This window comes from Bradyrhizobium genomosp. I (2014) (assembly GCF_000261685.1).
Taxonomy (GTDB): domain Bacteria; phylum Pseudomonadota; class Alphaproteobacteria; order Rhizobiales; family Xanthobacteraceae; genus Bradyrhizobium.
Genome location: NZ_AJQE01000379.1, coordinates 1 through 22,654, shown reverse-complemented (window position 1 = coordinate 22,654; position 22,654 = coordinate 1). Strand labels below are relative to the sequence as shown.

Sequence of the window (22,654 nt, the reverse complement as noted above, 5' to 3'; positions counted from 1 at the left end):
GCCCCCCCCAGCCACTTGAACACCGGCAGCACCGGCAGGCGCGCCAGATCGATCCCGACGCCCAGATCCTTCGGCAGCACGCGCGGGATGTTGTCGGTGAAGCCGCCGCCGGTGATGTGGGCGAGCCCCTTCACCGCGCCGGTCTCGCGGATCGCGCGCAGGCAGGATTTGACGTAGAGCCGCGTCGGCGTCAGCAGTGCGCCGCCGAGCGTCATCACGGGCGCGAACGGCGCCTGCGCCCCGAAGCCGAGACCGGATTGTTCCACGATCTTGCGCACCAGCGAGAAGCCGTTGGAATGCACGCCGGACGAGGCGAGGCCAATCACGGCGTCGCCCGCCGCGATGTCCTTGCGCGGCAGCAGCGTGCCGCGCTCTGCAGCGCCGACGGCGAAGCCGCCCAGATCATAGTCGCCGTCCTTGTAGAGGCCGGGCATCTCGGCGGTCTCGCCGCCGATCAGGGCGCAGCCGGATTCGCGGCATCCCTCCGCAACGCCCGCGACGATCGCGGCGGTGGCCTCGGGGTCGAGCTTGCCGCAGGCGAAATAATCCAGGAAAAACAGCGGCTCGGCGCCCTGTACCACGAGGTCATTGACGCTCATGGCAACGAGGTCGATGCCGATGCCGCCATGCAAGCCGGTTTCGATCGCGATCTTGACCTTGGTGCCGACACCGTCGGTCGCGGCGACCAGGACCGGGTCCTTGAAGCCGGCCGCCTTGAGGTCGAACAGGCCGCCGAAGCCGCCGATTTCGGCGTCGGCGCCCGGCCTTGCGGTGGCGCGCACCATCGGCTTGATCAGGTCGACGAGGCGGTTGCCCGCGTCGATATCGACGCCAGAATCGGCGTAAGTGAGGCCGTTTTTGCGATCGGTCATGCCCGATTTCCAGTGGGTTTGCGGCTGGTTACGTCGAATTCCGGGGACGCGCAATGGCTCGCATGGTGCTCCGCCCTATACTATGTAGATATCAACCGGTTCAGCCTCCCGAGGGGGCCGGATTCGAGGTCAGGCCGGGTGCCGGGAAGCGCTTTCGTGAGTATTCCGAACATCATTACTCTGGGCCGCATCATGCTGGTCCCGATCATCGTCTGGGCCATCGTGTCGAGCCAAATGGAGGTGGCGTTCGCCGTCTTCCTGATCGCCGGCATCAGCGATGCCGTGGACGGCTTTTTGGCCAAGCGTTTCAACATGACGAGCGAGCTCGGCGCCCTGCTCGACCCCCTCGCGGACAAGGCGCTGCTGGTCTCGATCTACATGGCGCTCGGCATCTGGGGCGCGATCCCGCGCTGGATCGTGATCCTGGTGGTTTCGCGCGACATCATGATCGTGGCCGCCGTGATCGTATCCTGGCTGTTCGACCGGCCCGTCGAGATGAGGCCGTCGAAGGTGTCCAAGCTCAACACTGTGGCACAGGTGGCGTTCGCGGCGCTGGTGCTGGCGGCGCTTGCCTTCGGCTTCAAACCGGCACCTTATGATGTCATCCTGATGGGCCTCGTCACGGTCTTCACGCTCTCCTCCGTGTCGCTCTATCTCGTCGAGTGGCTGCGGCACATGAGTACGATCGAGGCCAAATGAGCCGGGATGCGGCCCCGCAAAAGGCCAAGTCCTGCATGATCAAGTCCTGCATGATTGAGTCCCGCACGATCAAGTCCGGCACGATCAAGTCGAACCTCTCTTCAAACGGGCCGGCGCGCCGGCATGGAGCAAAGCAAGCGTGGCAGGCCGCGTCCATCCCCGACAATTGGCGTTTTCACTTCCGCATGCGGAGAGCCTGAGCCGGGACAACTTCCTCGAAGGCCCCGCCAATGCGGCCGGTCTCGGCCTGATCGACAGCTGGCCGGAATGGCCGAACCGGATCATGTGGCTGGCGGGCCCGGAAGGAACCGGCAAGAGTCATCTCGCCGCGATCTGGGCCGAGGTATCGGGCGCCCGCTCGACGACGGCCAATGCACTGACCGCGGCAGGCGTACCGGGCGCGCTCGCCACCGGCGCGCTGGTGGTCGAAGATCTCAAGGCCGGGAATTTCGACGAGCGCGCCCTCTTCCACCTGATGAACCTCGCCCGCGAAGACGGCGCCTACATCCTCCTCACCGGACGCGAGGCGCCGGCCGCGCTGGCGATCGAGCTTCGCGACCTGCGCTCGCGTCTGCGTGCCATTCCGGTGGTCGCTCTGCTGCCCCCCGACGACCAGCTCTTCCGCGGCCTGATCGTCAAATTCTGCGCCGACCGCCAGCTGACCGTGGACGAGAGCGTGGTGGGCTACCTCGCCACCCGCCTGGAGCGCTCCTCGGCCGCCGCCCGGCAGGCCGTGGAGCTGCTCGACAGCGAAGCCCTGCGGCTCGGCCGCCCCGTCACCCGGGCGCTGGCCGCCGAGTTGCTCCGGGACGTCTGATCGACCCGCTGGCTCCCAAAGCCGCCGAGGCCCGTCTTGACGCGGCGCGGCGGCGGAACATCAATGTCATCGAAACGTCATCGCTGTAACACATGCTCCCCGGGGTTTTGCGCTTAAGTCGCAAAGTGAGGCGAGACAGGATGGACCGACTTCTGATGGACTCTGCGCAAGCTGTTGAAACGAAAGAAAAAGCCCCTGAAACTGAGGGCTTGCCGGCGATCGCATCCAGCCCCGAACGGTTCATCAACCGCGAGCTGTCCTGGCTGCATTTCAACCGCCGCGTCCTGGAGGAATCGGTCAATCCCAGCCACCCCGTGCTGGAGCGGGTGCGGTTCCTGTCGATTTCGGCGAATAACCTTGACGAGTTCTTCATGGTCCGCGTCGCCGGCATCAAGGCCCAGGTGCGCGAGGGCATTGCCGAACGCAGCCCCGATGGCCTGACGCCGTCGGAGCAGCTCGCGCTGATCAACCGGACCGTCTCCCGGCTTGCCTCCGACCAGCAGGCGATCTGGCGCGACCTTCGCGGCACGCTGGCCGACGTCGACATCGTGCTGGTCGACGGCAAGGACGTCACCAAGGCGGAACGGACCTGGATCGAGGACTATTTCCTCAACAACGTATTCCCGCTGCTGACGCCGCTCGCGATCGATCCCGCCCACCCCTTCCCGTTCATCCCGAGCCTCGGCTTCACCATCGCGCTCCAGCTCACGCGCGCGGCCGACGGCAAGCAGATGAACGCGCTGATCCGCATGCCCGGCAAGATCGACCGCTTCATCCGCCTGCCGGCCGACGGCAAGGTGGTCCGGCTGATCTCGCTGGAGCAGGCGACCGCCCTGTTCATCAACCGCCTATTCCCCGGCTACAATCTGCACGGCCAGGGCGCGTTCCGGATCATCCGCGACTCCGAGCTCGAAATCGAGGAAGAGGCGGAAGACCTCGTCCGCCTGTTCGAAACGGCGCTCAAGCGCCGCCGCCGCGGGTCGGTGATCCGGCTCGAGATCGACGCCAAGATGCCGGAGGAGCTGCGCAGCTTCGTGCAGCACGCGCTGTCGGCGGCCGACGACGAGGTCTTCCTGGTCGACGGTGTGCAGGCGATGAACGAGCTCTCGCAGCTCACCCGCCTCGACCGCCCCGACCTCGAATTCACCCCTTACGTGCCGCGCCATCCCGAGCGCGTCCGCGAGCATGGCGGCGACATCTTTGCCGCGATCCGGCAGAAGGACCTCGTGGTCCATCACCCCTACGAATCCTTCGACGTCGTGGTGCAGTTCCTGCAGCAGGCGACGCGCGACCCCGACGTCGTCGCGATCAAGCAGACGCTCTACCGCACCTCCAACAACTCGCCGATCGTGCGCGCGCTCGCTGAAGCCGCCGAAGCCGGCAAATCCGTCACGGCGTTGATCGAGCTGAAGGCGCGGTTCGACGAAGAAGCCAACATCCGCTGGGCGCGCGACCTCGAACGCGCCGGCGTCCAGGTCGTCTACGGCTTCCTCGAATTGAAGACGCACGCGAAGCTCTCGATGGTGGTGCGCCGCGAGGGCGGCAGCCTCACGACTTACGTCCATACCGGCACCGGCAATTATCACCCGGTCACCGCGCGCATCTACACCGACCTCTCCTACTTCACCTCCGATCCGACCATCGGCCGCGATGCCGCTCGCGTGTTCAATTTCATCACCGGCTATGCCGCGCCGAGCGATCTGGAGAAGATGGCGGTGTCGCCGCTGACGCTGCGCCAGCGCATCATCGAGCACATTCAAGGCGAGACCGCGCATGCGCGGCACGGCCGGACCGGCGCGGTCTGGATGAAGATGAACGCGCTGGTCGACCCCGACATCATCGACGCGCTCTACGAGGCCTCCCAGGCCGGCGTCCAGGTCGAGCTCGTGGTGCGCGGCATCTGTTGCCTCAGGCCCGGCATTCCCGGCCTGTCGGAGAACATCCGGGTCAAGTCGATCATCGGACGCTTCCTGGAACACGGCCGAATCTACTGCTTCGGCATGGGCCAGGGACTGCCGAGCGCGAAAGCGGCTGTGTATATCTCGTCCGCCGACATGATGCCACGCAACCTCGATCGCCGCGTCGAGGTGCTGTGTCCGTTGCAAAATCCGACGGTGCATCAGCAGGTTCTCGAACAGATCATGGTCGCGAACCTGAAGGATAATGAGCAGAGCTGGCAGTTGTTGCCGGATGGGTCCTCAACGCGTATGAAGGCCGCGAAGGGCGAGGAGCCTTTCAACGTCCACAACTACTTCATGACAAATCCGAGTCTGTCTGGCCGTGGAAAGTCGCTCAAGGAATCCTCGCCGCGTCGTCTCACGCGCCGGAACGAACGCCATCAATCCTGATCGGGGGTTTGCGACGTGAAGCGGCCGCGCAAGCGCGGCTCGACCGTCGCGGTTATCGACATCGGCTCCAACTCGGTCCGTCTCGTCGTCTACGAGGGACTGTCGCGGAGCCTGATCCCGATCTTCAACGAGAAGACGCTGTGCGGCCTCGGGCGCGAGGTGCAGAGCACGGGTCTGCTCGCGCCCGACGCCGTCGACAAGGCGCTGACCTCGCTGAAGCGCTTCCGCGCATTGTGCCGCGTGATGCAGGTCGGGCGCGTGTTCGCGATCGCGACCGCGGCCTGTCGCGACGCTTCCAACGGCGCCGACTTCATCGCCAAGGCCGAGCGGATCTGCGCGGTGAAGATCGAGATCCTGTCGGGTCCGCGCGAGGCCCGGCTGTCGGCACTCGGCGTGATCTCCGGCATCCACCTTCCCGACGGCATCGTCGGTGACCTCGGCGGCGGCTCGCTCGAGCTGATCGACGTGCGCAAGAACGCCGTACGCAGCGGCGTGACGCTGCCGCTCGGCGGCCTCGCGCTCCAGGATCTCGCGCACAAATCGCTCAAGCGGGCCGATCGCATCGTGCGCGAGGAGCTCGATGAGGTGCCGCAGCTCACCGCAGGCCGTGGCCGCGCCTTCTATGCCGTCGGCGGCACCTGGCGCGCGCTCGCGCGCATCCACATCATCCAGAGCGGCTACCCGCTCCAGGTGATGCACGGCTATTCGATTTCGGCCGCCGAGGCGCTCGACTTCTCGCGCCGTCTCCGGCGCCTCGCTGCCGCCGACATGCTCGCCGACATCGAGATCGTCGCCGACGCGCGCCGCCCTCTCCTCACCTATGCAGCGCTTGTGCTCGAGCACATCATCCGCGTTGCAAAACCGAGGAACATCGTGTTCTCGACCTTCGGCGTGCGCGAGGGCCTCCTGCACGAGAAGCTGGCGGAGACCGAACGCAACAAGGACGGGCTGATCTGCGCGGCTGAGGAGCTGAACCAGTTGCTGTCACGCTCTGCGAAACACGCCCGCGAGCTGATCGCATGGACCGACCGCCTCGCGCGCGTCGTGAAGCTGCGCGAAAGCGACGAGGACCGCCGCTTGCGCCACACCGCATGCCTGCTGTCCGACATCGGCTGGCGCGTGCATCCCGACCATCGCGGCGAGCAGACGCTGAGCCTCGTCGTCAACGGCAATTTCGGCGCGATCACCCACACCGAGCGCGCCTTCGTCGGCCTGTCCGTGTTCTATCGCTATGCCGGCCTGAGCGAGGAAAACCAGCCGCCGGCCACCATGCAGGAGCTGCTGACGCCGGCGCAACTCGAACGCGCCCGCCTCCTGGGGGCAGCGTTCCGCGTCGCCCATCTGATCTCGGCAGCGCGACCGGGCGTCTTGCCCGCCACGCATTTCCGCAGCCAGGGACGCAAATTGATGCTGGTGTTCGAACACCGGCTCGGCGACCTCGTCGCCGACCGGGTCGGCAGCCGCTTCCGTCAGCTCGCCCGCCTGATTGGCCGCGCCGGCTCGATCGTGCGGCGCTGACAGACAGCGACAGGGCCGGTTGGGTCTTCAACCAGCAGCAGCGATCCGATCGCGGCTGTCCTTTGGCGCGACGATGGCTTTCAGTCCGCCGAGTTCGGAGCCGGTGAGAACGAGCTGCCACCCATAGGCACTGAGCACGTCCTGAACGATCGCGAGGCCAAGGCCGGCACCTTCACCGCGCTCATCCAGCCTGACCCCGCGCTCGAGCACGCGGACGCGTTCTGCGGGCGCGATTCCCGCGCCGTCGTCCTCGACGGAGATCGCCGGATTCGCGGTGGCATCGGCGCCGATACGCACCCGGCTCTTGGCGTGACGGGCGGCATTTTCCAGGAGATTGCCCAGCACTTCGGCCAGATCGGTGCGATCGAGCGGCACGCTTGGTTCGCCCGTTATGCAGGTCTCGAATTTCAGCCGCTGCGCAGCGGGCGTGCGCGCCAGCGTAAGCATCAGGGACCGGACAAGCGGTCTGAGGGGCGTAGCAATACCGCCGCGCTGTCGTGCCGTCCCCCGCGCCCGGGCGCGTGCCAGCTCGCGATCGACGTGACGGCTCATCGTTTCGCCGACGGCTTCGATTGCCTGGGCGACGTCCTGCTCGCCTCGCTGACGCAAGAGCGCGACATCGGCCGAGAGTGCGGCGAGCGGGGTCTTCAGCCCATGCGCCAAATCAGCGGCACGGCTGCGCGAACGCTCGATCTCGCGTTCCTGGGCGTCGATCAGGCTGTTCACCTCTTCCACCAGAGGCTTGACCTCGGCAGGGACATCGACGGGAAGATGCTTGCGTTGTCCGGAGCGGACGTCCGCGACGCCGCGGCGAAGGGCGTCGAGCGGACGCAGGCCCAGTCCGACCTGGATCGAGGTGGCCGCCGCGAGCACCAGCCCCAGCACGCCGAGCGCCAGCGCCAGCTCCCGGGCGAATTGCGAGGCGGCGGCCGACACCCGGGCGAGATCGGCCGCCACAGCGACGCGCACCGGCGCACGGCGGTCCCCGATGGTGAGCAGCACGCGGCGCTCACTGACCAGGAGCCGCGCGTTCCCGGGCCCGGCGATGACGTGATGGTGCAATTCGCGAGGCGACGGCTCGTCCTGCGGCAGGTCCAGCGCCGTGTCCCATAGCGAACGTGAGCGCAGCAGCTGACCGCCGTCGTCTGATACCTGCCAGTACAAGCCCGAAAGTGGATCGGCAAAACGCGGATCGGCCGGCGGCCGGCCGACCACCAGCTTGCCCTGCGCATCGGCGTCGATCCCCGCGACGAGCTGCTTCAGATAGACGTCGAGGTCGTCGCCGATGGTGCGCGTGACGTGGCGCTCGAACAGCAGCGTCAACCCGGCGCCGGCAATCGTCAGCGCGATCAGGATAGCTACGAGGCCGCCAGCGACCAGACGCAGCCGCAGCGAGCCCCAGCTCATGGCGTCGTCTCCGGTACCAGGTAGCCGAAGCCGCGCCTGGTCTCGATCAGATCGGAACCGAGCTTCCTGCGCACCCGGCCGACCAGCACTTCGAGCGCGTTCGATTCGCGCTCCTCGCCGTGCCCGTAGACGTTTTCGTCGAGCTCTTGCTGCGACACCACGCGGCCGCGATGGTGCAGGAGAAAGGCGATCAGGCGGTATTCCAGCGGCGACAACGCGACGGGCACGCCGCGCAGCGTCACCTTCATCTGACGCTCGTCGAGTTCGACGTCGCCGACGACAATCCGTGGGGAGGCATGCCCCGCCGAGCGGCGCACGATCGAGCGCAGCCGCGCCAGCAACTCCTCCATGCGGAACGGCTTGGGCAGATAGTCGTCGGCGCCCGCGTCGATACCGTCGACGCGCTCGGCCCAGCTGCCGCGCGCCGTCAGGATCAGCACCGGCATGGAACGTCCGTTCGCGCGCCAGCGCTTGAGGACCGCCAGACCGTCCATGCCGGGCAAGCCGAGATCGAGGACGACGGCGCCGTAGTCCTCGGTGTCACCGCGGAACCAGGCTTCCTCGCCGTTGCGGACGGTCTCGACCACATAGCCGGCCGCGCGCAGCGCCCTCTCCAGATCGGCCGCGATCCGTCGGTCGTCCTCCACCAGCAGCAGGCGCATCACTTCTCCTTGATGCGTTCAATCTCGCCGCTGCGCGCATCCACGTACGCTTCGTAGAGGCGGCCCTTGTCGTCGACGACGCGAAACTCGTAGATCCAGCGGCCACGCTCGCGCTCTATCTCGACGCCGGCAATTTGGCCCGGCAGCTTGCCACGAAGGGACGCGAGGATGTCGGCGAGCGACTTGATCTCGCCCGCCTCGACTGCGCGGCGAACCGCGTCGGGCGCGCCTCTATCGTGGTCGCCTGCGGCCGCAGGCACCGGCGCGAGCAGGACGCCTGCCAGCAGCGGCACCGCGAGGAATTCCAGAAAACCGGGGGATCGCATCGGCAGAGAATGCCCCAATCAACCTGACAAATTGCTGACGTGGATCAACAGGCGCCGGTCAGGGCTCTTTTGCCAATGTCCGCGCATCGCCTCCCCGCATGACGCGGCGGGGGCCACACGCCGGAGAGAACCATGCGCAAGACCACCATCATCACCGCCACCGCCGCCTTGCTTGCAATTGCCCCAACAGCTCATGCCGGCAGCCTCGGCCGCCCCTGCACCGCAGCGCCACAGACGAACTGGCTGCCGCTCGAACAACTGCAGGCCAGGATCGAAGCCCAAGGCTACAAGGTTCAGAAGGCCAAGCTCAAGAATGCCTGTGGCGAACTCTACACGATCGACAAGTCCGGCAGCCGGGTCGAATTGTTCGTCGATCCGACCAGCGGCCAGATCGTCGGTCAGCTGTAAGGGGCTGCACCATGAGCGCCATTCACGACACGACCGTAGCCGCCAGCGAGAAGCCGCCGGCTGCGGTCAAGGTCTGGGATCCTTTCGTGCGCGTGTTCCATTGGTCGCTGGCCGGGCTGTTTCTGCTCGCTTATGCGACCGGTGACGAGATGGAGAATGTCCATGTCGCCGCCGGCTACACGATTGCCGGGTTGGTTGCGCTACGGATCGTGTGGGGCTTCGTGGGACCGCGCCATGCGCGCTTCAGCGACTTCGTGCGTTCGCCACGCGCCGTGCTCGCCTACATGCGCGACGTGGCGATGCTCAGGGCACCGCGCCATCTCGGTCACAATCCCGCCGGCGGCGCCATGGTCGTGGCGCTGATCGTCACGCTGATCGGCACGTGCACGACCGGCTACATGATGACGACCGGCACCTTCTGGGGGGCGAAATGGGTGGAGGAGGTGCATGAGGCGTTCGCCAATCTCACGATCGGGCTCATCGTCGTCCATGTGCTTGGCGTCCTGGTGGCGAGCTTCGAGCATCGCGAGAGTCTGGTGAAGGCGATGATCACTGGAAGGAAGCGTCCATCGTGAGCGAGGGTGATTGGCCTGACTGCCGCCTTTCCAAAAGGCGCGAAGACAGCTTGGCCTCTACGGCTATGAAGCAATTAACCGAGATCAACCGAAACGCTCCACGAACGGCGAGCCGCCCTCCACGAAGGCTGGCCCGCTTGAGGCAAATCAACCCATCGACGCGCCGGTGGAGTAGTCGAAACCTGCAATCGATCAACGCTTCGCTCTCCTCCGGGTGGGGGTCATTCTTCATGCGAATCCGTCGCAGAACTCTCCCTCTCACCTCTTCCGGGGGCGTGCTCGCTCGTGCGCTCTTCGCCATTGCATTGAGCCTGCCGCCTTCCGTATCGATGGCGCAGGACGAGCTGAAGCTGAGCGATGCGCAGGCGCGGAATCTCGGAGTGCGGGTGACCCACCCGGTCGCGATCCGGACCGACCTGACGCTGCCATATCCCGTCCAGATCGTGATCCCCACGCCGCAAATGTGGGTCGTCAGCGCGCCGGTGGCCGGCATGGTCGCCACTCTCCTCGTCGGGCGCGGTGATCGCGCCTCGGCCGGCCAGCCGCTGGTCACGCTCGAAAGTCCAAGTTTCGTCTCCCAGCAGCGCGACTACCTGCACGCGATCGCCCAGGAGCATCTCGCCAGCCAGCAGCTGAAGCGGAACGTCGATCTGTTCGAGGGCAAGGCCGTGCCGCAGCGCGTGCTGGAGGCCAGCCAGGCCGAAGCGCGCCAGGCCGCTCTCGTGGTCGCCGAGCGGCGTCAGATGCTGCATCTGAGCGGGATGTCCGACGATGCCATCTCCCGGCTGGCCCAGGAAGCGGCGATCAGCGCAGCGCTCACGGTCAACGCGCCGCAAACCGCATCCGTCGTCGAGGTCACGGTATCGCCGGGGCAGCGGCTCGAACAATCCGCGCCCCTCGTCAAGCTGGCGCGGCTTTCGCCGCTATGGGCGGAAATCGCGGTTCCCGCAGCCAATATTCGAGCAATCCACACCGGCGCGAAGGTCGAGATCGAGGGCTATCCCACACCTGGCAAGGTCGTTCTGGTCTCCGAGACCATCGACCCTGCAACCCAGACCATTTTGGTTCGTGCGGAAATCCCCAACGACGGAGAGCTGCATCCCGGTCAGACCGCCGCTGCCCGCATCGGCTTTCTCTCCGCCGGCGAAAGCGCGTGGGAGATTCCCTACAGCGGGCTGGTGCGGCGGGGCGAACGGACCTCGGTGTTCGCCGCCATAGCCGGCGGCTTCCGGCTGGTCCCGGTCAGGCTGGTTGCGGAAGATCAGGACCATGTCGTCGTGTCCGGTCCCATCACGGACCAGGACGAGATCGCGATCGGCGGCATCTCGGCGCTTCGCGGCATTCTCTCGGGACTGGGGCAATAGATGCTCCGGCGCCTCGTCGCGTTCGCGCTTTCGCAGCGACTGTTCGTCCTGCTGAGCGTGTTGCTGCTGGTGGGCGCCGGCGCCATCCTGCTGCCCGGCCTGCCGATCGACGCCTTTCCCGACGTCTCACCGGTTCAGGTCAAGATCATCATGAAGGCGCCGGGCCTAACGCCCGAGGAGGTCGAGCAGCGCATCACGGTTCCCGTCGAGCTCGAACTGCTCGGATTGCCGAACAAGAAGATCCTTCGCTCGACCACGAAATATGCGCTGGCCGACATCACCGTCGATTTCGAGGACGGCACCGACATCTACTGGGCGCGCAACCAGGTTTCGGAGCGGCTATCGAACATCGCGCGTGATTTCCCCGACGGGGTCAGCGGAGGGCTGGCGCCGATCACGAGCCCGCTGGGCGAAATGTTCATGTTCACGATCGACAGTCCCGCGCTTTCGCTCGCCGAGCGCCGGACCTTGCTGGATTGGGTGATCCGCCCCGCCCTGCGGACGGTCCCCGGCGTTGCGGACGTCAATGCGCTCGGCGGTTACGTCCGCGCCTTCGAGATCGTGCCGCGCAACGATGCGCTTGCCGCGCGCGGCATTTCCTACGACGTGTTTCGCCGGGCCATCGAAGCCAACAGCCGGAACGACGGTGCCGGACGGGTGAACCAGGGCGAGGACAGCGCCCTGGTCCGGATCGAGGGGAGCATCCGCTCGGTGGAAGACATCAAGGCCATCGTGGTCGACACCCGCGAGGGCGTGCCGATCCTGGTCAACGACGTCGCGAGCGTCAAAGTCGGGACGCTGACCCGCTATGGCGCAGTCACGTCGGACGGCAGCGGCGAGACGGTCGAGGGGCTCGTCCTCGGCTTGCGCGGCGCCAACGCCGGTCAGCTCGTCCGCGACGTGCGCGCCCGGCTCGCCGAGCTGCAGCCGTCGCTGCCGAAGAGCGTCTCCATCAACGTGTTCTATGACCGCAGCCGCCTGGTCAACCGCGCGGTCGGCACCGTGGTGCGAGCGCTCGGCGAGGCCACCGCCCTCGTCATCGTCCTCCTGCTGCTTTTCCTCGGCAACTGGCGGGCCTCGCTGGTGATCGCTCTCAGCCTGCCGCTGGCCATCGTCATCGCATTGATCGTCATGCGCGTGGTCGGGATGTCGGCCAACCTGATGAGCCTCGGCGGACTTGCGATCGCGATCGGCATGTTGATCGACGCGCTGGTCGTCGTGGTCGAGAACATCGTCGGCAATCTCGGCAAGCACGAACCGGGCAGGACCGCTCCGCTGATCCATCTGGTGTACCGGTCGGTCTGCGAAGTCCTGGAGCCGGTGGCCTCGGGCGTCCTCATCATCATCATCGTGTTCATTCCCCTGCTGACGCTGCAGGGATTGGAGGGGAAGCTGTTCATCCCCGTCGCGCTCGCCATCATCTTCGCGCTCACCGGTTCACTGCTGCTGGCGCTCACCGTGATCCCGGTGATGACCTCCTATGTGCTCAAGTCTGGGTCGCATCGCGATCCCATGCTGGTCCGGGCGGCGCAACGGGTCTACGCGCCCGCGCTGGACTGGGCCCTGCGGAACGAGCGCAAGGTGATGGCTGCGGCGCTGATCGGCCTGGTCGCCGCGGGCTTCGCCTATACCAGGCTCGGCAAGACCTTCATGCCGACGATGGACGAAGGCGACGTCATCGTCAGCGTGGAGACGTTGCCTTCCGTCAATCTCGACGAGTCGCTTGCCATGAATGCGAGGCTCCAGAAGGCACTTCTGGCCGTGCCTGATATTGCCGGCATCGTCGCGCGAACCGGGTCGGACGAGCTCGGCCTCGATCCCATGGGCCCCAACCAGACCGACACGTTCCTCGTGCTCAAGCCCGCCGCCGAGAGGCAGACCGACAATCGCGAGGCCCTGCTGCAGAAGCTACGCGAGGTCCTGACCGGCTTTCCGGGTATCTCGCTCAGCTTCACCCAACCCATCGACATGCGCGTGCAGGAGATGATCAGCGGCGTGCGTGGCGACGTCGCGGTCAAGATCTTCGGTCCCGACATCGCCAGGCTGAACGAAGCCGCGGCCAAGCTGTCGGCCATCCTGTCCAGCATCGACGGCGCCGAGGACGTCTACACCACGCTGAACGAAGGCGCTCAATACTACACGGTTGCGGTCAATCGCATGGAGGCCGGCCGCCTCGGCCTGACCGTGGATTCGATCGTCAACTCGCTCCGTACCCAGATCGAGGGCCGAACCATCGGGACGGCGCTCGAGGAGGGACGGCGGACGCCGATTCTCGTCCGCGGCAGCGAGACGACGCGGGAGGCGCCGACGCTGCTGGCGAGCCTGCCGCTGACGCTCGCGTCCGGACAGCATGTCGCGCTGTCGCAGGTCGCGCGAATCCAGCGCGTGGACGGGCCGGTGAAGATCGACCGCGAAGATGGCGCGCGCATGAGCGTCGTTCGCGCCAACGTCCGTGGCCGCGACATGGTCGGCTTCGTCGAAGCGGCCCGCCAGAAGGTTGCAACCGAACTTCCGCTCCCGAACGGCTACCGGCTGACGTGGGGCGGGCAGTTCGAGAACCAGCAGCGCGCCGCCGCACGGCTGTCCATCGTGGTCCCGGTCGCGATCGGTCTCATCTTCCTGCTGCTCTTCACGACGTTCGGCGCCATCCGGCAGGCCTTGCTGGTGCTGGTCAACATTCCCTTCGCGCTGATCGGGGGCGTCTTCGCCCTGGTCCTGACGGGTGAGTACCTCTCGGTGCCCGCCTCGGTCGGATTCATCGCGCTGCTCGGCATCGCCGTGCTCAACGGCGTCGTTCTGGTGTCCTACTTCAACCAGCTCCGCGCCCATGGGCTGAGCGAGCATCGTATCGTCGTCGAAGGTGCCATGCGCAGGCTTCGGCCGGTGCTGATGACGGCGAGCATCACGGCGCTGGGCTTGATCCCGCTGCTGTTCGCATCCGGGCCAGGGTCCGAAGTGCAGCGACCGCTTGCGGTCGTCGTGATCGGAGGGCTGTTGTCCTCCACCCTCCTCACCTTGATTCTCCTGCCGATCCTGTATCGCCGCTATGGCGGAACGTCGAAGGGGGCGAAATGACCGACCAGCCGGTCTGTCTCACGCTGATCGTGCCGCGTCAGTTGCGCGAGGAGGTGTTCGACTATCTCACCGAGCAGAACGACCTCGTTTCGGGATTCACGGCCTCGCAAGGATCCGGTCACGGCGCAGAGGTTCGATTGCAGACGGCCGCCGAACACGTGAAGGGCCACGCCGATCAGACCGCCGTGCAGATGATCCTGGCGGGGAAGGACGCAAGCAGCCTGCTCGACCGTCTGCGGGTTTCATTTGCCGGAACCAGGCTCGTCTATTGGACCATGCCCGTGACGGAATTCGGGACGATCGATTGAAACAACCTCAAAAGTCCGTCGACATCGACAGGAGCAAGGTTCGTGGCGCGCCTTGCGCCACCGCCGAGAAACTCGCCACGCCGGCCCAGTAATTGGTGTCGAAGACGTTCTGGACCAGGGCCCGGAACGTGACAGGCCGGTTGTTGATCCGCGTATTGTAGCGCGCGCCCAGGTCGAGCCTGGTCCAGGCCGGAACAACCTGTGTGTTTGCCCGATTTAGATATTGGTGCCCGGTATAGATGGTATTTGCGACCAGCGTCAGCCCGGGAACGAACGGGGTGTCCCATTCGGCGGACAGATTGGCCTGCACCTCCGGCACTCCGATCGGCGTCTTGCCTAGCTCGGACAACGTGCTCGTCTTGGTCAACTCAGCGTCGATCAACGTCACGCCGCCGAGGACGCGAATGCCCGGCTGCACTTCTCCGAACACGGTGAACTCCACGCCGCGATTGCGCTGCTCGGCGTCGGCCCCGAACACATTGCCGGCCCCCAGCTGTCCCGACGGCTTGGTGATCTCGAACAGGCTGACCGTGGTTGCGAGCGGGCCGAAGTCGACCTTGACGCCTGCTTCCTTCTGCTTGCTGAAATACGGCGCAAGGACCTCGCCTTGATTGGCCGCCGTGTTCGGAGCGGTATCGCCCTTGCTGAGCCCTTCGATGTAGTTGGCGTACAATGAAACGTTGCTCCAGGGCTTGACGACCACGCCGACCATCGGCGTGTATGCCGTCTGGTCGTAGGCGGAGGTCACGGCTCCCGTGGTGGTGTTGTAGTTGTTCGACTTGACGCCCTGTTGCCTTACGCCGAGGGTCAGCTGAAGGCGCTCCTGGAAAACCGACATGGTGTCGGCCAGCGCAAGGCCGGTCAGCTGGGTGTCCGACAGCTTCGGCACGGTCGCGGGAGCCGGAACGAGCTGCTGGGGACGAGCGATCGGCGCATAGATGTTGGACAGCACCGGCGTGCCGTTCACCGAGCCGCGCGAAACCTCGTCCATGTAATAGCTGCCCTGGAAGGTCACGGCGTGACTGATCGCTGCGGTGTCGAACCGGGCGCGAAGGCCGACGTCGGCCACGTTCCTGTCGATGTCGAATTTGAACCGCCCCGGGGTCGACGTGGTGTTGCCCGCCGCGTTCAGGATCGTCGGCGTCCCGAACAGACGATCGACCTGGGTCCTGCCGCCACCGGCGTCGGCGAACACCGTCACGGAGTCGGTCACGTCGTATTCGGCACGCGCCAGCAGCGAATTGTCGTGAACCTTGGCCCACTCCCAGGCCTGCGTGACGTTGCGCCGCCCGACCGGCGCGGTCGGGACGGCGACGCCCGTTGCGACCAGGAACGGCCTCGTGGGCGCGTCGAACTTTTCTTCCTGATCGATGAAGTCGAGCGAAGCTCTGAATTTCTCGCCGCGATAGTCGAACGCTGCGGAGCCGACATGCGCCTCCCGCGTCTGATTATCCAGCGGTGTATCGCCATTGTGATAGCTGCCGTTGACGCGGATGCCGAATTCGCGGTTCTCGCCGAACCGTCGGCTCACGTCGACATGGGTGCCGAGCTGGGAGCTCGTCGCATAGTCGGTCGTGACCCGCGTGAGGTCGACGTCACCGGCGCGCTTCGGCACGATGTTGATGGTGCCGCCGACGCTGCTGTTCGGCGCCATGCCGTAAAGCAGCGCCGTCGGGCCTTTGATGATTTCGATGCGCTCGACGTAGTCGGTGAACACACGGTAGTTCGGCGCAACGCCATAGACGCCGTTGAAGGCAATTTCTCCGACATTGCCCTCGCCGATCGGAAAGCCCCGGATGAAGAACGAGTCGAGGATGCCGCCGGTCTGGCCGGTGAAGCGCACCGATGGATCGTTGCTGACGACGTCGGCAACCGTGACGGCCTGTTGATCTTCGATCTTCTTCGCCGTGTAGCTCGTGATGTTGAACGGCGTATCCATGAAATCCTTGTTGCCGAGCAAGCCGACCTGTCCGCCGCGGGCCACCTGCCCGCCTGCGTAGGACGGCGGGAGCGCTCCGGGCCTCGCAACATTGGGGGTCGCTTCCGCCTGCATCCTGGCCCGCTCATTCGCGGGCGCGGTTTGACGGCCCGCCCTTCGGCCGGGATTGGATCGTGGACGTCCGCGCGGCTTTGGCGCATCTGCGGTGACGGTTACCGGCGGCAACGTAGCCCCCTGCTCCGTCCCCGCCGCAGCGCTTTGCGCATTGGCGTCGTGCAGGAGGCCGTCACTGAACAAGGCGATGGAGACCACGGAGGCCACGAATGCCGTAGCGCTGGAGAACCTCGGAAGCGCTTTGACGGTGGACGCCAGAATGGCAATGGGACGGCAAATGACTCTCGACGGCATCTCGCAGCAGCTTCCGGTTCGTTAGGATGAATACCGGAGCGACGTGCCGCGGGAACTGTCATTGAGTCAATGAAAGTTCTTTTATTTTCAATGGTTTAGAATAAGACAAGATCTAAATATGGGGAGAAGCGCTACGCCACGACGCTGACCGATGCCGCTTTGCATCGGTCGATTGCAGCGGGTTCGGCGCAGGCACCGGCGGCCGTCGAAGTTACTTCGCCGAGGCCTTGGCGTGGTGCTCGGACGATTCGAGCGCGGCCTGGGTCATGCTGCGCCGGCGCCAGATCGAGCCGACCAACAGCACGACCGCAACGCCGAGCACGGCGCAGAGATATTCGCCGCCTCCGCCGCCATGGCCGAACTGCGGCGGGATGCGCAGCGCGCCGAGCATGCTGTCCAGCGAGGTGCCGAGCGGACCTTCGAACAGCGCGTGCAGCCGCGGCGCGACGCCGGGATCGGTTGCAATCACCTCGCCCGCGATCCAGCCGAGCAGCGCCGCGCCGGCCCAGACCAGGACCGGCAGCTTTGCGAGCAGCGCCATGATCAGCGCGGCGCCGGCGACGATCAGCGGAACGCTGATGGCGAGGCCGAGGATCAACAGCGGCGCACTGCCATTGGCCGCGGCGGCGACCGCAATGACGTTGTCGAGACTCATGACGATGTCGGCGACCACGACGATCTGGATCGCGTGCCACAAATGCACGCCCGACTCGACGTCGTCCTCGCCCTCGCTTTCCGGCACCAGCAGCTTGGCCGCGATGACGATCAGCGCGAGACCTCCGGCCAGCTTGAGGTAGGGCAGCCCCATCAGGCTGGCGACGATGCCGGTGAAGATGATCCGCAGCATCACCGCTGCGCCGGCACCGAAGATCATGCCCCAAAGCCGGTGCCGCGGCGAGAGACCGCGGCAGGCCAGCGCGATCACGAGCGCGTTGTCGCCGGAGAGCAGGATGTTGATCCAGATGATCTTGCCGACCGCGATCCAGAAGGTCGGTTCGGCCATCTCATTGCGAAACTGGGTGAAGAATGCCCCGATCGTAGCGGGATCGAAGATCTGCCAGAGCCAGCTCACAATACGTCCTTTCGCCCCCGTCGTCCTAACTTGTCGCCTGACGGATCAGCCGACGATCTCGTTGCCCGAGAAGAACTGCGCGATCTCGATCGCGGCGGTCTCCGGTGCGTCCGAGCCGTGCACGGAGTTCTCGCCGATCGACTTTGCGTAGAGCTTGCGGACGGTGCCCTCGGCGGCCTTGGCTGGATCGGTCGCGCCCATCACCTCGCGGTACTTGGCGATCGCGCCCTCGCCTTCCAGAACCTGCACCACGACCGGACCCGAAGTCATGAAGTCGACCAGCTCGCCGAAGAACGGGCGCGCCTTGTGGACGGCATAGAAGGTCTCGGCCTGCTCCTTGGTCATGCGGATGCGCTTCTGCGCGACGATGCGCAGGCCCGCCTTCTCGATCACGGCGTTGACCGCGCCGGTCAGGTTACGCTCGGTCGCGTCGGGCTTGATGATCGAGAAAGTGCGTTCGATGGCCATAATGTCTTGTCCTTGGGAAGAAAGCGGTGGTTCGGGGTTGCGGGGCTTATATCGGCGCCTTTGCCGGACGGCAAGCGACCGCCGATGCGGCCCGCACAGGCGCTTCGCCGCAGGAACGGGCTGCCAATTTCAGCATGGATGACAACAATTTCACCCGGATGAACCCAATCTGAAACCGCCGTCAGGGTTCGGTTCAGCTTCGCCGGCGTAAGGTCGGGTCCATCGAAGCCGAAGCCTGATCATCAGGCCGACCGTTTCGGCGGCATTTCCCATCGGCGCGATAGCCCCGCGCCGGCAGTACCGAGGAGATCACCATGTTGAGGAAACTTTCGCTTGCCGCTGTCGCCGCGGTCGCGCTGGGGGCCGCGCTGGCACCGACCTCGGCCTCCGCTCATTGGCATGGCGGCGGCTGGGGCTGGCGCGGCGGCGGCTGGCACCACGGCTACGGCTGGGGTGGCCCGCGCTTCCATGCTCCCGTCTCCTACGGTTATGGCGGCTGCTATGTGCGCCGGCTGGTCCCGACCCCCTGGGGACCCCGCTGGCGGCTGATCAACCGCTGCTACTGAGCCCGTCAGCACCTTCCCAAAGGTACCTAGGCCCCCAGGTACCTTCCAAGAGAAGCCCCGGCGCTCCCCTCGCCGGGGCTTTGCCTTGAGCGGAAAAAGCGCCGTTCATACAATTTTTGCGAGAATGCCCGGCATTGCCTGCCCTTGGCGAAACTATTTGGCCGCCAATGACTTGGTACCGTGTCCTTACTTTCAGAGCACGGAACCCCCGATGGCTAGCCTCCTTGCCGATGACAGCGAACAGATCGACCGGCGCACCAGCCGCTCGATTTGCGACGCAGTAGGCGAGCGGCTGCAGCAGAGCCTCCGGCCCGAACCTCGCCTCCCAACACATCTCGAGCAGCTCCTCGACGAATTGAGGCAGCGCGAGCGCGAGCCGCACTGACCGGCGCGTGATCCGGAAAGGTGCAGCGGTTTGCCTGCGCGACGAACGCGGCAGGCGTTTGCGCGGAGATCATGCTCGAACCATGACCACGGAAAAACGGGTTGCGTTTGATCCCGCCTGCGGTGACAAGGCCGCATGCTTGCTATCACCGACCTCTCCATCCGCCTCGCCGGACGTCTTTTGATCGACCAGAGCTCCGTGCAGATCACGCCCGGATCACGCGTCGGCCTGGTCGGGCGCAACGGCACCGGCAAGTCGACGCTGTTCAAGGTGATCCGCGGCGAGCTCGCGGCCGAGCACGGTTCGGTGACCCTGCCGCCGCGCTGGCGCATCGGCAGCCTCGCGCAGGAAGCGCCGAACGGTCCCGAGAGCCTGATCTCGGTCGTGCTCAAGGCCGATCTCGAACGCGATGCGCTGCTCGCCGAGGCCGAGCACGCGACCGATCCACACCGGATCGCCGAGATCCAGACCCGGCTCGTCGACATCGACGCGCATTCGGCTCCGAGTCGCGCCGCCGCGATTCTCTCCGGCCTCGGCTTCTCCGCCGCCGATCAGCTCCGGCCCTGCGCCGAATTCTCCGGCGGCTGGCGCATGCGCGTCGCGCTCGCCGCCACGCTGTTCGCGGCCCCCGACCTGCTGCTGCTCGACGAGCCCACCAACTATCTCGACCTCGAGGGCACGCTGTGGCTGGAGGATCACCTCGCGCATTATCCGCGCACGGTGATCGTGATCAGCCATGACCGCGACCTCCTGCAAAGCTCGGTCGACCAGATCCTGCATCTGGAGCGCGGCAAGCTCACGCTCTACAAGGGCAGCTACTCCTCGTTCGAGGAGCAGCGCGCCGCGCGCGAGCTGCTCGATGCCAAGGCGGTCAAGCGCCAGGAGGCCGAGCGTGCGCGCCTGCAGGCCTTCGTCGACCGCTTCAAGGCCAAGGCTTCCAAGGCGCGCCAGGCGCAATCGCGCGTGAAGATGCTGGAGCGGCTGAAGCCGATCACGGCGCTGGTCACCGAGGACGTGCGCGAGATCAGCTTTCCGGCGCCGGAGAAGATCCTGTCGCCGCCGATCATCGCGGTCGACAACGCCTCGGTCGGCTACGATCCGGACAGCCCGGTGCTCAATCGCGTCACCTTGCGCATCGACAATGACGACCGTATTGCGTTGCTGGGCGCCAACGGCAACGGCAAGTCGACGCTCGTCAAGCTGCTCGCCGGACGCCTTGCGCCGTTCTCCGGAAAGGTAACGCGCGCGGACAAGCTGTCGATCGCCTATTTCGCCCAGCACCAGCTCGACGAGCTGAATGAAGATGCCTCCGCCTACGACCATGTCCGCAAGCTGATGGGCGATGCGCCGGAGGCGAAAGTGCGGGCCCGCGCCGGCGCGATCGGCTTCTCCGGCAAGGCCGCCGACACCAAGGCAGGCAGATTGTCGGGCGGCGAGAAGGCGCGGCTGCTGCTGGGCCTTGCGACCTTCTTCGGCCCCAACATGATCATCCTGGACGAGCCGACCAACCATCTCGACATCGACAGCCGCGGCGCTTTGGCCGAAGCGATCAACGAGTTTCCCGGCGCGGTGATCATGGTCTCGCACGACCGCTATCTGATCGAGGCCTGCGCCGACCGGCTCTGGATCGTCGCCGACCGCACCGTCACCAATTACGACGGCGACCTCGACGAATACCGCCGCCTGGTGCTGTCCACACGCAACGCGGAAGCCCCGCGCGAGCGCAGTGCTGCGAGCGAGAAGCCGCAGCGCGCAAGATCGGACAATCGCGGCTCGCTGAAGAAGCGCATCGCGGATGCCGAAGCCGAGATCGCCCGCGTCAGCGAGATCATCACCAAGATCGACACCGCCCTCGCTTTGCCCGACATTTTCACGCGCGATCCCAAGCAGGCCGCGCAATTGTCGAAAGCGCGCGCCAATGCCGCCGATGCGCTGGCGCGGGCGGAGGAGCAATGGCTGGAGGCGAGCACGCAGTTCGACGAGGCGACGGGGTAGCTGAGCTCTCGTGTCCCGGACGCGGCGTGGCATGAAATGACGCGACGCCGAGCCGGAACCCACGCGTCAGCGTGCATGCGGCTCCTCGGCCCCGGCTCAGCAGCGCATCGCTCACGCGCTGCGCAGCGTCCGGACATGCGTCCCTCGATAGCGGCCGATCCGCCTACGCGTGCTTCTTCTTCGGCTTCACCGCCTTCGGCGCCGGCGGCGGCTCGGGATTGCCCTCGATCGAGGACAGGCGGCCGGAGGTGAAGGTGTAGATGCCGGCGCGCGGACCGGTGGTCCAGGTCACCACGGCGACGCGGCGGCCGATGGCGTCGTTGGACAGGTTGACGCTCGAGGGCGCGCCGATGCCACGCACCACGTCGCACTCGGTGTGGCCGAGCGCGACCGTGCCGCCCATCGGAGCGGGAGCCGTCGTCGAGGCGTTGGCATCGGCCGGCCCGGGAGGCGGCGCCATGCCGGGACAGGCGCCGTCGGCGCTGACGAGGTCCTCAGGCCCCACCGGCTTGTCAGGCGTGAGCGGGGGCGATTCGATAGAGATGTTCTTGATGAAGAGACGGCCGGGTCTCTGGAACCATTCGGCGTCTTTCGACAACAGATCGGTCCCGCCCGAACAGCCCGCGACCAGCGGTGCTACGGCAGCCAACGCAATCATGATCGAGCCGGGAAGCCTTTGATGTCGCACGATAAACTAATTCCCCGCGTGAAGGACCTGCCCTAAACGATTGTCCCAACATCCCTTTGCGGCACGAAGGTGGCCGAAGCCAGCGTCGCCCGAAAAGTGCAAATTATCATTAATTGCGAGCGACCCTAATTCCGCTTCTGCCACCGGCCCCGTTCATCGGCCTGCCAATAGGTGACATCAAACCCCCTCGCCTTGCAATCCGTCCAGGCCGTGCGGGCGAGCGCAAGCGCGTCCGGATCGTCGCCGTTGAACAGCAGCACCATGCGCTCGTAGCCCTGTGAGTCCTCCGGCAACGCGGCATTGTCGATCAGAAAGCGGACATTCGCACCGTTGGGATTGCCTCCTTCGATCGCCAGCACGATCGGCTGATCGGCGGCGTCGGTCCCCCGCCATGTCGCGTGCGGCAGGAAGGAATCGTCGCGATAGGTCCACAAATGCGCGTCGAGCGCATCGGCGCGCTCCTCCGAGCTCGACTGCACCACGACGCGCCAGCCGCGCTCGAGCGATTTCTCGAGAAGCGGCGGCAACACATTCTCCACCGTCATGTTTTGCAGATGGTAGAACAGGACTTCAGTCATCTCAGGTCATTTGCGCTCGTAGTGGTCGGAGACCAGGCGATCGAGCAGGCGAACGCCATAGCCGCTTCCCCAGCTCTGGTTGATGTCGGTCTTCGGCGCGCCCATGGCGGTGCCTGCGATGTCGAGATGCGCCCAAGGCGTGCCGTCGACGAAGCGCTGGAGGAATTGCGCTGCGG

At 65.9% G+C, this 22,654-nt stretch carries 20 protein-coding genes and 1 pseudogene; 11 read left to right on the top strand and 10 right to left on the bottom strand.

Annotation, left to right across the window (positions count from 1 at the left end; translation table 11 throughout):
* Positions 1-872: phosphoribosylformylglycinamidine cyclo-ligase (purM, locus tag IC50_RS33355; RefSeq protein ID WP_035715415.1), on the bottom strand; the 872-nt coding region annotated here is incomplete at its 3' end.
* 156 nt (positions 873-1,028) lie between these two features.
* Between purM and IC50_RS33350 the strand changes: the two genes are divergently transcribed.
* The 4 genes from IC50_RS33350 to ppx all read left to right on the top strand — a co-directional run bounded on the left by IC50_RS33350 (position 1,029) and on the right by ppx (position 6,254).
* Entirely contained in the window at positions 1,029-1,571 is a 543-nt protein-coding gene (locus IC50_RS33350) for a CDP-alcohol phosphatidyltransferase family protein (RefSeq protein ID WP_035715412.1), read from the top strand.
* A gap of 139 nt (positions 1,572-1,710) precedes the next feature.
* Positions 1,711-2,388, top strand: coding sequence for a DnaA ATPase domain-containing protein (locus IC50_RS33345; protein WP_035715410.1), 678 nt, complete (start codon positions 1,711-1,713; stop codon positions 2,386-2,388).
* A 155-nt stretch (positions 2,389-2,543) separates the two neighbouring features.
* Complete coding sequence (locus IC50_RS33340) at positions 2,544-4,736, top strand: RNA degradosome polyphosphate kinase (RefSeq protein WP_035715425.1); 2,193 nt, start codon at positions 2,544-2,546, stop codon at positions 4,734-4,736.
* Between the two features lie 15 nt (positions 4,737-4,751).
* On the top strand, positions 4,752-6,254 hold the full coding sequence (gene ppx / locus IC50_RS33335; RefSeq protein WP_035715407.1) for an exopolyphosphatase: 1,503 nt from the start codon (positions 4,752-4,754) through the stop codon (positions 6,252-6,254).
* 27 nt (positions 6,255-6,281) lie between these two features.
* Here ppx and IC50_RS33330 read toward each other — a convergent pair whose 3' ends face one another.
* From IC50_RS33330 to IC50_RS33320, 3 genes are read right to left on the bottom strand one after another with little or no spacing between them, the layout of a single operon-like run.
* A complete protein-coding gene (locus IC50_RS33330) occupies positions 6,282-7,661 on the bottom strand; it encodes a sensor histidine kinase (protein ID WP_050991174.1) in 1,380 nt (459 codons plus the stop codon).
* Positions 7,658-8,323, bottom strand: coding sequence for a response regulator transcription factor (locus tag IC50_RS33325; protein ID WP_035715405.1), 666 nt, complete (start codon positions 8,321-8,323; stop codon positions 7,658-7,660). The genes IC50_RS33330 and IC50_RS33325 overlap by 4 nt, the downstream gene beginning before the upstream one ends.
* The gene (locus IC50_RS33320; RefSeq protein ID WP_244429699.1) at positions 8,323-8,610 is read right to left on the bottom strand and encodes a PepSY domain-containing protein; all 288 of its coding nucleotides are present in this window, start codon (positions 8,608-8,610) and stop codon (positions 8,323-8,325) included. The genes IC50_RS33325 and IC50_RS33320 overlap by 1 nt, the downstream gene beginning before the upstream one ends.
* A 171-nt stretch (positions 8,611-8,781) precedes the next feature.
* On the opposite strand from IC50_RS33320, the gene IC50_RS33315 reads away from it, so the two are divergent.
* The 5 genes from IC50_RS33315 to IC50_RS33290 all read left to right on the top strand — a co-directional run bounded on the left by IC50_RS33315 (position 8,782) and on the right by IC50_RS33290 (position 14,379).
* On the top strand, positions 8,782-9,057 hold the full coding sequence (locus IC50_RS33315; RefSeq protein ID WP_035715402.1) for a PepSY domain-containing protein: 276 nt from the start codon (positions 8,782-8,784) through the stop codon (positions 9,055-9,057).
* Between the two features lie 11 nt (positions 9,058-9,068).
* Positions 9,069-9,632: a cytochrome b/b6 domain-containing protein gene (locus IC50_RS33310; RefSeq protein WP_035715400.1), complete on the top strand. Its 564-nt coding sequence runs from the start codon at positions 9,069-9,071 to the stop codon at positions 9,630-9,632.
* 329 nt (positions 9,633-9,961) lie between these two features.
* A complete protein-coding gene (locus tag IC50_RS33300) occupies positions 9,962-10,996 on the top strand; it encodes an efflux RND transporter periplasmic adaptor subunit (protein ID WP_440588158.1) in 1,035 nt (344 codons plus the stop codon).
* Entirely contained in the window at positions 10,997-14,071 is a 3,075-nt protein-coding gene (locus IC50_RS33295; RefSeq protein ID WP_035715393.1) for an efflux RND transporter permease subunit, read from the top strand.
* Positions 14,068-14,379, top strand: coding sequence for a DUF3240 family protein (locus IC50_RS33290; protein WP_035715391.1), 312 nt, complete (start codon positions 14,068-14,070; stop codon positions 14,377-14,379). The genes IC50_RS33295 and IC50_RS33290 overlap by 4 nt, the downstream gene beginning before the upstream one ends.
* A 7-nt stretch (positions 14,380-14,386) precedes the next feature.
* Here the strand turns inward: IC50_RS33290 and IC50_RS33285 are convergent, their stop codons facing one another.
* The 3 genes from IC50_RS33285 to ndk form a co-directional block, all read right to left on the bottom strand.
* Positions 14,387-16,432, bottom strand: coding sequence for a TonB-dependent receptor (locus IC50_RS33285; RefSeq protein WP_193374180.1), 2,046 nt, complete (start codon positions 16,430-16,432; stop codon positions 14,387-14,389).
* 505 nt (positions 16,433-16,937) lie between these two features.
* Positions 16,938-17,798, bottom strand: coding sequence for a TerC family protein (locus IC50_RS33280; protein WP_035715390.1), 861 nt, complete (start codon positions 17,796-17,798; stop codon positions 16,938-16,940).
* A 45-nt stretch (positions 17,799-17,843) separates the two neighbouring features.
* Positions 17,844-18,266, bottom strand: a complete 423-nt coding sequence (gene ndk, locus IC50_RS33275; RefSeq protein WP_035715388.1) for a nucleoside-diphosphate kinase — start codon at positions 18,264-18,266, stop codon at positions 17,844-17,846.
* A gap of 314 nt (positions 18,267-18,580) precedes the next feature.
* Between ndk and IC50_RS33270 the strand changes: the two genes are divergently transcribed.
* Both IC50_RS33270 and IC50_RS33260 read left to right on the top strand, forming a co-directional pair.
* On the top strand, positions 18,581-18,832 hold the full coding sequence (locus IC50_RS33270; RefSeq protein ID WP_035715387.1) for a hypothetical protein: 252 nt from the start codon (positions 18,581-18,583) through the stop codon (positions 18,830-18,832).
* Positions 18,833-19,352: 520 nt separating this feature from the next.
* Positions 19,353-21,212, top strand: coding sequence for an ABC-F family ATP-binding cassette domain-containing protein (locus IC50_RS33260; RefSeq protein ID WP_035715385.1), 1,860 nt, complete (start codon positions 19,353-19,355; stop codon positions 21,210-21,212).
* Positions 21,213-21,375: 163 nt separating this feature from the next.
* Here IC50_RS33260 and IC50_RS33255 read toward each other — a convergent pair whose 3' ends face one another.
* From IC50_RS33255 to IC50_RS39555, 3 genes and pseudogenes are all read right to left on the bottom strand, one after another.
* The gene (locus IC50_RS33255) at positions 21,376-21,861 is read right to left on the bottom strand and encodes a hypothetical protein (protein ID WP_081492576.1); all 486 of its coding nucleotides are present in this window, start codon (positions 21,859-21,861) and stop codon (positions 21,376-21,378) included.
* Positions 21,862-22,025: 164 nt separating this feature from the next.
* A complete protein-coding gene (locus tag IC50_RS33250) occupies positions 22,026-22,478 on the bottom strand; it encodes a DNA polymerase III subunit chi (RefSeq protein WP_035715383.1) in 453 nt (150 codons plus the stop codon).
* A 6-nt stretch (positions 22,479-22,484) separates the two neighbouring features.
* Positions 22,485-22,654: pseudogene (locus IC50_RS39555) on the bottom strand (leucyl aminopeptidase); the annotation flags it as partial.